Below are 12,912 nucleotides of genomic sequence, written 5' to 3' on the forward strand. Positions count from 1 at the left end.
ATGAAAATAAAACCGATAAGAAACGAACAAGATTACCAAAATGCACTTGATAGACTTGAAGTAATCTTTGATGCAAAAAGAGGAACTGAAGAAGGTGATGAATTAGAAATATTATCAATTCTCATCGACAATTATGAAAATGAACATTTTCCAATTGGAATGCCTGATCCGATAGAAGCTATAAAATTCAGAATGGAACAAATGGGCATGAAACAAAAAGACTTAGCAGAGGTTTTTGGCTTTAAAAGTAGAGTAAGTGAAATTCTAAATAAGAAAAGAAAACTGACTTTAGAAATGGTAAGAAAATTAAATACTCAACTACATATTCCGACAGAAGTTTTGATTCAAGATTATTAATCCGAACAAAAATACTGGAGCTAACATCGGTTGATCGCCAATAGACGGTAGCTTAAGTAAGAAAATAATTAACTTGACCAACAACAAAATACTAAGCCGACAAATCCGCGTCCCCTACTCCGCCAACTGGCGATAACCGAGACCGTTGGCAATAATTATTTATATGAAGCAATATTTTACTATTCTTATAATTTTTATATCATTTTCAATTAATGCACAAAGAATATTAGAAGTTCCTCCTGGAACAATAAAAATTAATGATACACTATTTATTGATAAAGCTCCTATTGATAATTTAATGTATTCAGAGTTTACAGATAATGTACAAAGACTTTGGACTTATATTTTAAGTGATTCTTTGAAATCCTTAGAATTAGAAAATATAGATAAATCCCTGTTGATTAATTCATTAGACAAAAATCAAAATAAAGAGATTTTTAATAAAATTACTGTAGCTCAAAATGTACAATTACCTGAGAATGTAAGTCTTTATAACTATTTTAATCATCCTCAATATAATTATCATCCTGTCATCGGAATCTCAAAAGATTTAGCTCAAATTTTCTGTCAATGGCGCACCGACATGGTGAATTTGAGGTGGAGTACAGAAATTAAGAATGGTGATCCAAAATATAAAAAAATTAAATATCGGATTCCAACAACACAGGAATATAGATTAGCAAAAGATTATTTTTCGGACAATAATAAATTATTAATGATTAATAAATTTTCACCATTAAAAATCGATTTAAAAGACCTTCGAGACAATGAAAGTTTTATATTATTTGAAAATCCCGAATTCTCTTCAACAGATCAATATTTTAGAAATGATTCGATTAAAATAGAAGAAACAAATCAACAACACACAGACAACTTGGTTTTCTTCCGTTGTATATGTGAAGTGCAAAAATAACTATTGCCAACAACGATTCATCGCAAATAGACGGCACCGTTATTAAGAAAATAATTAAATTCACCAACAAACCAGGTCTAAGCCGACAACGCCGCGTTCCCTAATCCGCCAACTTGCGATAATCGAGACCGTTGTGAGCAATTTTGCAAGAAAATTTTCGTGAATGAAATTTCATATAACTAAACTTGATAATAATTGGTATTCAATTAAAATTGAAGATGAAAGTTTTGTATTCGAATTTTATGCTTCAGGTATTCCTGAAAACCCAATAAATAATCTCTGTCAAAACTTGATCCTTACTATCAATGGATTTGATACAACAAGCAGATTTAACTTGGAACCACAGGTATATATATTAAAATTGAAAATAAATCAAAATCAATATTATTTAGAAATTTTTAATCCAAAAAAGGATAATTCAATATTTTCGAAATCTGGAAACTTTGAGAAGATTATTTTGCCAATTTATCGAGGAATCAAAAAACTAACAAGTATCAATAATTCTTCGGAAGAAATAAACTTTGAAAAAGTTAAAAAACTAGAGAATTTAGTTCGCGAAAAGAAATCAGAAAATAAATTCCAAGTTGACGCAAATAATATTGTGGATTGGAAATCATTCCATAAGGAGTTTAGAAATGAGCTAAAATTTCCAGATTATTATGGGGAAAATATGGATGCGTGGATTGACTGCATAGATGACATATCCGAAAAATCAGATGTCGTAATTAGAATAAAAAACAGCCGAAATCTGAAAAATAAAAATCCTGAAATTTTAAAAAGCTTGATAGAATGTTCTCAATTTGTAAATACAAGAAAAATTGATCAAGGAGAAAAGAACAGGGTGATTTTGAATTTAGAATAAAAATAAAATTGAATAGCAAAACGGCTCACAACAAAGAACTAAGGTAAAATCCAAGCACTTTTAAGCTAATTTCGACATATAGTTTTCCTGATAACAGGTTCCTGATTTAGCAATTGCAAATGCTTGCTTTAGTAGTTTATTACATACTGCTATCAATGCTAGCTTCTTGCTTTTCCCCTTCTCTACTATACGCTCATAGAGTTCCCTGCAAGCCTTATTGGTCCTACTGGCAGTGAAACTACACATGAATAATAAATTCCGAAGTTTTCGATTCCCTACTTTACTGATTCTACTTCTTCCTCTTACACTGGTTCCGGACTGTCTGATCGTTGGCGTTAGCCCACTATAACAACAAAGCTGCCTGGCATTCTCAAAACTGGTAAATCCATCTGTGAGTACAATCAACAGCATCGCGGTCTTCTTTCCCATTCCAGGTATACTGGTCAAGTTTTCCAATTGATCCTTCTGTGTTTCTCTAATTAAAAATTCCAGCTTGGTTTCAATCTGGGTCAGTTCTTTCTCTATTTGCTTTAGCATTCGATTTAAAGAACGACTCACTGCTTTTGATGGGGTGCCTAATGCTTTCTCTCCGTGTATTTTATTCTTAACCGCAGTTCGCTGCTTCATGTAAAGATCCTGAAGACTCAAGAGTTGCAAACATTCCGCCTGAATTGCGTTTCTAGCAGTGTACAATGGGACTTCGTTCGCCTGAGCATAATCACAGATCGCTTTAGCATCGCTCTTATCAGTCTTAACCTTGGAAAGCTTCATTTGAATAAAACGCTTTACTGAAAGTGGATTCACAACCGATACCTTTATTCCTTTCTCATAGAGGTGCTGAGCCAGCCGGTAATGATAGTAACCGGTCGCTTCCATAACAATCAAGCTATCCCTTTGAATAGCTTTCAAAAAGCTCTTAAATCCTTTTGAATCATTTGAGAACTGATCATGGCTGCCATTCTGATCAACTACATCAAAGAAAGATTTGCTAATGTCTACTCCGTAAAAATGTTTAATTTTATCCATAACAGTTTTTTTTGGAAAGAACAGCTACTTTGGTTTTCATCGACTTTAAAACGAGATCCAGGTCTCACAGAACTAAACGAAATTAAAGTAGTAAAGAGAGGGGATTATCATTGTTGACGGAATCTGAAGTTCCCACGGTTCATATAATCTTATTCCTCTCTTTGGTTCTTTCTGATTTAACTATCAAAATTTAGAGAAATTAAACTTAAGACGGTTAATCGCCAATAAGCGGCATTGCTAGAAGGAAAACAATTATCTTAACCAACAACAAAATACTAAGCCGACAAATCCGCGTCCCTACTCCCGCAACTTGCGATAACCGTAACCGTTGGCTATAATTATTTAATGAGATCCTGAGTTCAATAACTGAACGCAACAAAGAATAAACACGGTTTAGATGATCAATAAATATCTATTAATCTGTTCACTACTAATCCTTTCTCTAGACTCCTTCGGTCAAGCGCAGAATGAATTAATAATTTATTACGGAGCTTCTAGTAGCGAGTTTTTACGAAATGAAAGTCTAATTGGAACAGGAAGTTCAGAAATTAAGGATCAATCCGAATTCGGTATAAAATACTTGAAGCATTTAAACGAAAATATTGCTCTTGAGACAGGTGTTAATTACCACAATTCTACAATATCGATTAAACCAGCATTCACTGTTGAAACCAGAGAGGTTAGAGATGAAAACTTTGAATTAATTTCAGTACCGATAATGGTCAATTATACATTGTGGAAATACTTTTTCGTCAATGGTGGCGCTCTGATAGATTTTCAAATCACTCAAAATAGTACTAACTCTCAAGACGGAATTGGTTACGCTTTTGGTATTGGTGGCCAATATGACATTCAGGATCTTACGATATTCATCAACCCGAACTTTAAAAAACATTCTTTAATAGCATTTGAGAAATCGAATAACCATCAAAAATTGACAGAACTTGGAATTCAAATTGGTTTAGGTTATAAATTCTAATTAGAAAAGATTACAAATAACTATAGCCAACATCGGTTAATCGCCAATAAGCGGCACCGTTAGTAAGAAAATAATTATCTTGACCAACAAAACAATACTAAGCCGACAAATCCGCGTCCCTTACTCCGCCAACTGGTGATAACCGAGACCGTTGGCAACAAGCTAAAAGAAAGACGAACTAAAAAAGATGAGTTTTTATTAAAGTTTAAAAATGAAATTTAGAGCTAAAAAAGATATTTTATTTCAGTTTATAACGTATGGCTTAACAGTCCTATCCTTAGGATTTTATTTGTTTCGTATTTTTTCAGAAGGAGTTTTAAATTATAAATTTCTTTTGTCCGATTTAGTTATGATTTTGATTCTTATTCCACTTATTTGGGCTCAATTTTCAACAAAATATGAGTTGACAGAGAAAGAATTAATTTATCAAAGCGGACCAATTAAAGGAAAAATAGAGATAGAAAGAATTCGAGAAATTATTAAGGGGAAAAGTCTTTGGGTTGGATTAAAACCAGCAATAGCCAGAAAAGGACTCATTATAAAATATGACAAATATGATGAAATATATATTAGTCCAGAATCTAATGAAATGTTTGTAAATAAAATAAGAAAAATTAATCCTAAAATAAACGTAGTTAATATAAAATAATAGATATAAACGCCAGTTGCCAACAAAGAACTAAGGTAAAAACCAAGTACTTTTAAGCTAATTTCGACCTATAATTTTCCTGGTAATAGGTTCCTGATTTAGCAATTGCAAATGCTTGCTTTAGCAGCTTATTACATACTGCTATCAATGCTAGCTTCTTGCTCTTCCCCTTCTCTACTATACGCTCATAGAGTTCCCTGCAAGCCTTGTTGGTCCTACAGGCAGTGAAGCTACACATGAATAGTAAGTTCCGAAGTTTTCGATTCCCTACTTTACTGATTCTACTTCTGCCTCTTACACTGGTTCCAGACTGTCTGATCGTTGGCGTTAGCCCACTATAACAACAAAGCTGCCTGGCATTTTCAAAACTGGTAAATCCATCGGTAAGGACAATCAATAGCATCGCGGTCTTCTTCCCCATTCTAGGTATACTGGTCAAGTTTTCCAATTGATCCTTCTGTGTTTCTCTAATTAAAAATTCCAGCTTGGTTTCAATCTGGGTCAGTTCTTTCTCTATTTGCTTTAGCATTCGATTTAAAGAACGACTCACTACTTTTGAAGGGGTGCCTAATGCTTTCTCTCCGTGTATTTTATTCTTAACCGCAGTTCGCTGCTTCATGTAAAGATCCTGAAGACTCAAGAGTTGCAAGCATTCCGCCTGAACTGCGTTTCTAGCGGTGTACAATGGGACTTCATTCGCCTGAGCATACTCACAGATCGCTTTAGCATCCCTCTTATCAGTCTTAACCTTGGAAAGCTTCATTTGAATAAAACGCTTTACTGAAAGTGGATTCACAACCGATACCTTTATTCCTTTCTCATAGAGGTGCTGAGCCAGCCGGTAATAATAGTAACCGGTCGCTTCATAACAATCAAGCTATCCCTTTGAATAGCTTTCAGAAAGCTTTTAAATCCTTTTGAATCATTTGAGAATTGATCATGGATGCCATTCTGATCAACTACATCAAAGAAAGATTTGCTAGTGTCTACTCCGTAAAAATGTTTAATTTTATCCATAACAGATTTTTTGGAAAGAACAGCTACTTTGGTTTTCATCGACTTTAAAACGAGATTCAGGTCTCACAGAACTAAACGAAATTAAAGTAGTAAAGAGAGGGGATTATCATTGTTGACGGAATCTGAAGTTCCCACGGTTCATATAATCTTATTCCTCTCTTTGGTTCTTTCTGATTTAACTATCAAAATTTAGAGAAATTAAACTTAAGATGGTTAATCGCCAATAAGCGGCACCGTTAGAAAGAAAATAATTATCTTGACCAACAAACCAATAATAAGCCGATAAATCCACGTCCCGCACTCCGGCAACTGGCGATAACCATGAAAAATATATCCATCTCTTAGTTCAATAACCGAATTAAAAATTATACGATAAAGATAATCTTGCTGTTCTTGGTAATACCGGGTGAAAATGAATGTCTTCTACCTCCTGTGACTCTTCCCTCAATTGAGATGCATAAAAGTAGCTAATATCTGAATCCTTCTGATTAAGAATATTCAGCACGTCCAACGAAATAGTAATATCATTCCATTGATAAGCTATTTTAAAATTGAGAATATTAGTATAATCAGACTTCGGTAAGCCATTTTCAGATAAGGGTTGGGGCCCGAAATAACGCATCCGAAGTCCTGCATACCATTCCGGTAAAACATAAACATTTACACCAGCTTTTACCGTAGTACTAATTGAATTAGGTATTCGATCCAGATTACTCGCAACATCAGTAAATCTTGAATGATTTAAAGAGATATCCAGATCTAGAGTTAAAAATTCAAGCGGTTGGTAGTAGTTAGACCACTCAATTCCAAAATGCCTGCTGGCATCACTAGCTTCAGTTCCACCTGCGTCCCCGACAAAAACCAATTGTGAATCGAGACCAAGATACCACAAGGCTACAGATGACTGCAAACCATCAATAATGGTAGTTCTCACTCCTAATTCTGCGCCTTTCGATCGTACTAAAGGATCAACATTAGTAATATCTTCTCCAGTTGAAGGATCTTGTAGTATAGTTGTACCTCTTGCATCATTACTATGAAATCCGGTTCCAACATTTAAATAAAATTCTGTTTCATACCAGGGACCTAGTATAATCTGAAGCTTTGGACTTGCGATAAAATCGTGTTCATTTCCAGAATTAACCTGGATATCGCTTTCAACATCAAAATGGTAATAATCACCTCTAAGACCCACTATAGATCTAAACCATTCATTCCACTGGATTTCATTTTCATAAAATACACCAGCAGCACTTTCGCCAACTTTATCGCTTCTTACGGTATTAAATCTCTCTCTGCCTTCGGTATTATATAAACCAACTTCAAATATTTGATCATGCCGAAGTTGAAGACCAACGTCATTTTGCATGTTTATTCCGAGGAAACTGGAATTCCATTTGTGTGAAGTTTTAACTCCGGCATAAAAACGTTCATCTGCTTGCTCAAACTGATCCCCTCTTTCAGGATTTTCCAGGAAATAAGTAAAATTTGAGAAAAGATTCAAACTATAATAGGATGTGTAACCGGTGATTCGAGTTTCATTTCCATTTAATGATTTATTCCATAAATTACCAATTAATGCATATCGCTGAGATCTTCCACCGTCAGTCTCATCTACATTTCCAAAGCGATTCAATATATTCTGATCAATAGCTCTTTGTGGAATTTGATCTGTTGCATCCCAGGAATTATTATAAATAATACCAGTTATAGAATGACCCTTTCTAGTATCCCCTGTATTAAATTTAAAGGCTCCTGAAAATTTATTGGTGTTTTCAGGACTTTCCCATGGACCATCAGAATGCAAATATTCACCTCCATAGACCGTATTGTAATTACCTATCGAATCTGAATACGCAAATAGTCCGCGATAATAATTGTATACTCCTACTTCGGCTTTAACGAAACTGTTTTTGAGGTTTCCGTAAGTTATATCTGCGGCACCTGCTGAAGAAAAATTACCGTCCTGGACACGATAAGTTCCTTTTCTGTAACCTATCTGATCAATCATTTCCGGAATAAGAAAATTCATATCAAGATAACCCTGCCCATGGGCATGAGTTGGTAAATTTAGTGGCATACCCTCAATGGAAGTGGAGAAATCGGTCCCATGATCCAGGTTCAAACCTCTTAAGTAAAATTGGTTTGCTTTACCAGAACCGCTATGCTGGCTAATTATAAGACCTGGCACTGTCTCCATCACCTCACCAGTTCTCGAAATAGGACGTTGTTCTATTTGAGAAGCTCCTACTATACCTTCTGAACCTGAACTAGAAATTCCGACTAAACTTTTTCCTCGGCCTACAACGGTTACTTCCTCGAGATCATTAAATTTTCTATTCAGTTTTATGGTTAAACTGATTACTTGTTTATTTGAAAGTGAAATCTTTCTTGAATAAAATCTATAATTATAATTCTGAAAGTCAAGCTTGAAAGATTCGTTTTCCAAACCTTCAATGGTAAAGAAGCCTAGTGAATCGGTTACAACATTTTTTTCAGAATTAACGACAGAAACAAGCACATTTTCTAATGGTTCAGATGTATCTGCGTCCATAACCTTGCCCTCAATCTTAGCGTTTTGAGAGTATGACACATAGAAAGTGAAAATTGTAAAAACTAAGGATAAATATCGCTTCATAATATTTTCTAAATTCGCGAAGATATAGATTTTGATGAATAATAATTTGAGTTAATCTTTCTAAAATATCACCCATCATCAAGATGACTTTAGTCTGGTAACAATTCGTCTTCAATAGACATCACGGTTAAATTTTGCTTATATGAAATAACTCAACCTAATTACTCTTTTATTGAAAATATCCGGAATGTAATTTCAAAACTGACCCTTAACGCTACATTCAGAAATAATGAAATAGCACGGCTTTTGATCCGGAATGGTGCAGATGTATACCTAAAAGATAAGCGTGGTAAATCACCTATAGACTACGCGCAACTAATGCGGCTTTTTTACATCTGCTGACGTCTATAAGTGAGAAATAAAAAATATAAAAGAATAGCTTTCAAAAATTTTTAACTGAACTCCAGGACTGGATCACATATTTTAAATATCAATACAAAATACTACCTCAACACATTCTATTTAATTTAAAGCTGAAATTTAAAAATACTGTTGGTGGAAATTTTTAAGCCTCAGGTTGGCATGGCAAAAATAGAATACTGATTTAGGTCATAAACTAGTCTCCATATACTTTCAAATGTATAATTAAGTCTATCTCAATTTAAAAAAATGTTTATGAAATTAGACAGAAAAATTTCTGCCATTGGCCATCTGGATAATTCATATAAATTGAACTTAGTAAAAGCACACTTTGACTTCAGAACTTACTTTCTGTTAATATGCTCAATCGACCCACTACGCTGAAATTTCCTAAACTAGACTTTTACTTTATACTTTTAATTCAGTCAGAGAAAAAAGATTATTAATAGAGCTTTGCCAAGCTATAATCGTCTAATTTCAATTCCGTAGAACATCGTAAAACTATACATCTGACCTATTATCAATCTTTCTCAAGAAGAAGAATTACAAAATTCAGTGACAAAATTATAGTAAAAGTAAACAACTTCGAAGCAAGCTCACAAAGCAGTATTATTTCTAAATATAATTTGATTTCTAGGCAAGTCTAAGAGCTTTTAGTATCGATGATCGAGTAAACTGTAACGAACCCAGGTTATTTGCTACCAATTATTTGATAAGTAGAAATACTCACATCTATTTCTATTACATAAGAATTAAGAATTTGTACTCAAACTTCTATACTAACAATCGGAATTTATAAAATTCACAATTTTTACTCACCTATAGAACAGCATGAAGTATTTACATTCTTTTTCCCGATTAGTTTACAAATTGGAAGTCTTAATAAATTAGCATGAAAATTAAGTTTGTAAAAAAGATTTGTTGGCTACTGCTTATATCAGTGCTACTCGCTTCTTTAATACCGCACATCATAACCAACTATTGGCTAATCGATATATTTTCAAATTTTAAGATGCAACTTCTTATCATTTCGATCTTATTAGTAACTCCTACCTTAATACTGTTGAGAAAACAGGTATTAGCAATCCTAATACTAAGCATTAATCTTCTATCCAATCTTTATTTTATTATTCCGTTTTACACCGAAACATCAATTCCTTCAACCGAAAATCATTTCAAAATCTCAAGTATTAATTTACTTTCCAGTAATTCGAATAGAGAACTAACCATAAATTACATCCAGAATGAGGATCCGGATGTACTCATTTTAATGGAACTAACTCCGGAATGGCTTAGCGCACTTGCACCTGTGATCGCCGACTATGAATACAAGGAAATTGTTCCCAGAAACGATAATTTTGGGATCGCTCTATTGAGTAAGTACCAAATGAAAAGCTCAGTAGACTATTTCAGTCTAAACGACAAACCTTCCATTATTGGAAAAATGAGTATTCCGCAACAGGAATTTACGGTCGTGGCGACTCATCCCGTTCCACCAATTGGGCAGCAGTCCTTTCTGAATCGGAATAAGCAATTGTCTAATATAGTCAAAGATATTCCCAGGTTTTCTAAGAATCTAATTATTGCTGGTGATTTCAATACTTCATCCTTTTCCCCTCCTTTCAAAACTTTGCTGGGAGAAAATTTGAAGGATAGCAGGATTGGTTTTGGTCTTCTTCCAACCTGGCCAGCCGATTATAAAGTCTTACAAACAACACTGGATCATTTCGTAGTATCCAAACATTTGCAGGTCACTAAAAGAGCCACAGGTCCCGATATAGGTTCAGACCACCTGCCAATCACCATGACGATTGGTTTTGAGCAGTGAAAATATTAGTTTGCTTCAGTCTGGCCAACAATAATTTTATAAGATCTGAAATCAAAATAAATTCACTTTTTTATCAATGCATCAATCAGAAAAGAAAAACTACTTCAAAGGGAAAACAATATTTATTATTTCTATTCTCGTTATAACCACCACCTTTTTAAGTGCCTGGCTAAATGGTATGAGCTACAATAGAGGAGTTACCACGAACCTCTACCTTTCTCTATCTATTATTGGAGCAATTCTATTTTTGTTCATGACTTACGGACTCTACACTGGCGCCGGACTCGAGGATAATTTACCAAAATTCAGAAGTTATAAAAAGGGAGAATTTTTTGGTGATGATACTCCGGGTAACTTTGAAATGCCTACTTCAGATGTGGGTGATGGAATAGCAGGTTTTCTTATTTCCATTCTGCTCTGGATCCTCATGACGATAGCCATGATCCTATTATTCATATTACTGGAAGCTTTGTTCTGGTTCACCTTGTTCATCCTTATTCTGATGCTCTACTGGATATTTTTTAGAGCATTAAAACTGGTTTTTAGCAGATCTGGTAAAACTGTCGGAAATATTGTGCTCTCCATATCCTACTCAATCACCTATACGATTTTATACTTAGGATGGATCTTTCTGATTGTTTTCCTGGCAGATATGTTATAAAGTTTTTGCCTTTTATTGCCAACCTAAATAAGCTCAGCTACATTTATATGGTGAATTTTTAAATCCACTATTCTTCTCAATTTAGATATTTTTCAGAATTTATATACGACGCCGTAAGCATTATTAATTATGAAGCCAGAACTTGATTAACTTCTGAAGATGTTAATTTCAGAGCAGAAAAAATACCGAACTAATACCCTTAATTTTTTGCTGAGGTGTCTTCAGAAAGAATTTCAGACTAAATCACAGTTTTTTCCGCCAGTTATGTATATTTAACTGTTCACTGAAGAATGATATGCTCCAATGAGTATATCCTATATATGTTAAAAGTACCAACCTATGAAATTCAAATTCGTCCTAATTATTGCACTACTTTTCAGTTTCACCGGCATAAACGCCCAGGAACAGAAACCAGATCCAAAGCAACCTTATTCAGTTACAGAACTAAAATTCGAAACTAAAAAATTAAGAGAATTAACCGATTTCGATTGGAATTCCCTGGATACTATTTTCTCAAACAACGCTCCTGAAACAGATATAAACCTGATTTTTGAAATCAACGGAAATGTTCGTATAAAAAACACAAAAGTAGATAACATCAAGTTTGTAGTTTCTGGCAAGACTTCAGAACTTGATTCTCTAAAGGTCAAGGCTCAGAAGCTTATCAGCAAACTTGAGTCAAATATGGACTAATAAGTCATTCAAATTGAACCCTTATGTTTTAAAGTGTTCCTGCTGACTTTTTCAATTTTTACGGTCAAATCTATATACACAATCCAATGAAAAAATTACTTCTAAGCATGGCATTATTTCCTTTGTTGATCCAGGCACAATCAGGTCAAATCGAAAATTCAGAAGTGATCAATAAGCAGATCCTTGCTGAAACCGCTATGGTCGATATTTCGATCAATACTCGCGCGGAAACTGAAGAAATGCAGTTATTATATGATTTTGAGAATATCAATAAATCTGAGTTCAGTTTTGATGGTGAATCCATTAAGGGTCGTTATTATGTGCTTAGAATGAAAGAATTCCTGGATGGTAAATTAATTGAAACCAGTAGTCTTTTCGATGAGCGTGGTAACAAGATGTTTCAAGTTGACTCCAGTCATACTTCTTTTAAATTGCTGAGTAAGATCGATCAAGGTGATCTCAAGATCTGGCTAAGGGGTAAACAATTTGGCAGCAAACAATCTCATTTTTCACTTACCAATGACAATGGCAGGTATGTCGCCAAAGATTTCTTCGGAAGTAAAAAAATATTGCAGGAAGATATCAATAAACCATTTCATTTAATGGCAATTATAACACCTAATAGAAATCCTGATGGATCGGGATCCTATTGCCGCGTCGCACAATCTGAAATTGATCCTGAAAAATTGGGGACTGCTTTTGATATTCCGCATTATTACTTGATCGAAATTGAATTTATGGAATCTGAAGAATAAATATTCTTTTTCTGAAGAGAATGAGCGAATAACCAAAGGTTTATCCCTAAGCGTTAGAAGTTCAAATAATTAGCGTATAAAAATGTTGTATTGTTGCCTGTACACCACTAAAAGTGCTTAGGTGCGGTGCTGAATTTTATTTGGATATCCAAATGGAATTTCTAAATTTGACAA

13 protein-coding genes are annotated in these 12,912 nt (G+C 34.1%); 9 read left to right on the forward strand and 4 right to left on the reverse strand.

Features of this window, described 5'->3' with window-relative positions; translation table 11 throughout:
* The 3 genes from ABVM50_RS14145 (at position 1) to ABVM50_RS14155 (ending at position 2,132) form a co-directional block, all read left to right on the forward strand.
* Positions 1 to 357 carry a type II toxin-antitoxin system HigA family antitoxin gene (locus tag ABVM50_RS14145; protein ID WP_405199159.1) on the forward strand — a complete coding sequence of 119 codons (357 nt, stop codon included), beginning with the start codon at positions 1 to 3 and terminating at the stop codon, positions 355 to 357.
* 163 nt (positions 358 to 520) lie between these two features.
* Complete coding sequence (locus tag ABVM50_RS14150; RefSeq protein WP_405199160.1) at positions 521 to 1,270, forward strand: SUMF1/EgtB/PvdO family nonheme iron enzyme; 750 nt, start codon at positions 521 to 523, stop codon at positions 1,268 to 1,270.
* 163 nt (positions 1,271 to 1,433) lie between these two features.
* Complete coding sequence (locus ABVM50_RS14155; protein WP_141878037.1) at positions 1,434 to 2,132, forward strand: barstar family protein; 699 nt, start codon at positions 1,434 to 1,436, stop codon at positions 2,130 to 2,132.
* Positions 2,133 to 2,192: 60 nt separating this feature from the next.
* Here ABVM50_RS14155 and ABVM50_RS14160 read toward each other — a convergent pair whose 3' ends face one another.
* Entirely contained in the window at positions 2,193 to 3,158 is a 966-nt protein-coding gene (locus ABVM50_RS14160) for an IS110 family transposase (RefSeq protein WP_405199157.1), read from the reverse strand.
* A 397-nt stretch (positions 3,159 to 3,555) separates the two neighbouring features.
* Here ABVM50_RS14160 and ABVM50_RS14165 point away from each other — a divergent pair, with 397 nt between their 5' ends.
* Positions 3,556 to 4,137: an outer membrane beta-barrel protein gene (locus ABVM50_RS14165; protein ID WP_405199161.1), complete on the forward strand. Its 582-nt coding sequence runs from the start codon at positions 3,556 to 3,558 to the stop codon at positions 4,135 to 4,137.
* Between the two features lie 211 nt (positions 4,138 to 4,348).
* The gene (locus ABVM50_RS14170; RefSeq protein ID WP_405199162.1) at positions 4,349 to 4,786 is read left to right on the forward strand and encodes a PH domain-containing protein; all 438 of its coding nucleotides are present in this window, start codon (positions 4,349 to 4,351) and stop codon (positions 4,784 to 4,786) included.
* Positions 4,787 to 4,838: 52 nt separating this feature from the next.
* Here the strand turns inward: ABVM50_RS14170 and ABVM50_RS14175 are convergent, their stop codons facing one another.
* From ABVM50_RS14175 to ABVM50_RS14185, 3 genes are all read right to left on the reverse strand, one after another.
* Positions 4,839 to 5,624, reverse strand: a complete 786-nt coding sequence (locus tag ABVM50_RS14175; protein WP_405200717.1) for an IS110 family transposase — start codon at positions 5,622 to 5,624, stop codon at positions 4,839 to 4,841.
* Positions 5,594 to 5,803, reverse strand: a complete 210-nt coding sequence (locus ABVM50_RS14180) for a hypothetical protein (RefSeq protein ID WP_405199163.1) — start codon at positions 5,801 to 5,803, stop codon at positions 5,594 to 5,596. The genes ABVM50_RS14175 and ABVM50_RS14180 overlap by 31 nt, the downstream gene beginning before the upstream one ends.
* Positions 5,804 to 6,161: 358 nt before the next feature.
* Positions 6,162 to 8,441, reverse strand: a complete 2,280-nt coding sequence (locus ABVM50_RS14185; RefSeq protein WP_405199164.1) for a TonB-dependent receptor — start codon at positions 8,439 to 8,441, stop codon at positions 6,162 to 6,164.
* Positions 8,442 to 9,813: 1,372 nt separating this feature from the next.
* Here ABVM50_RS14185 and ABVM50_RS14190 point away from each other — a divergent pair.
* The 4 genes from ABVM50_RS14190 (at position 9,814) to ABVM50_RS14205 (ending at position 12,738) form a co-directional block, all read left to right on the forward strand.
* Positions 9,814 to 10,629, forward strand: coding sequence for an endonuclease/exonuclease/phosphatase family protein (locus tag ABVM50_RS14190; protein ID WP_405199165.1), 816 nt, complete (start codon positions 9,814 to 9,816; stop codon positions 10,627 to 10,629).
* Between the two features lie 76 nt (positions 10,630 to 10,705).
* Positions 10,706 to 11,290, forward strand: a complete 585-nt coding sequence (locus ABVM50_RS14195) for a hypothetical protein (protein ID WP_405199166.1) — start codon at positions 10,706 to 10,708, stop codon at positions 11,288 to 11,290.
* Positions 11,291 to 11,629: 339 nt separating this feature from the next.
* Complete coding sequence (locus ABVM50_RS14200; RefSeq protein ID WP_405199167.1) at positions 11,630 to 11,983, forward strand: hypothetical protein; 354 nt, start codon at positions 11,630 to 11,632, stop codon at positions 11,981 to 11,983.
* An 86-nt stretch (positions 11,984 to 12,069) separates the two neighbouring features.
* On the forward strand, positions 12,070 to 12,738 hold the full coding sequence (locus tag ABVM50_RS14205) for a hypothetical protein (RefSeq protein WP_405199168.1): 669 nt from the start codon (positions 12,070 to 12,072) through the stop codon (positions 12,736 to 12,738).
* Positions 12,739 to 12,912: the final 174 nt, after the last annotated feature.

It is taken from the genome of Christiangramia sp. LLG6405-1 (genome assembly GCF_045055805.1).
Lineage (GTDB): Bacteria > Bacteroidota > Bacteroidia > Flavobacteriales > Flavobacteriaceae > Christiangramia.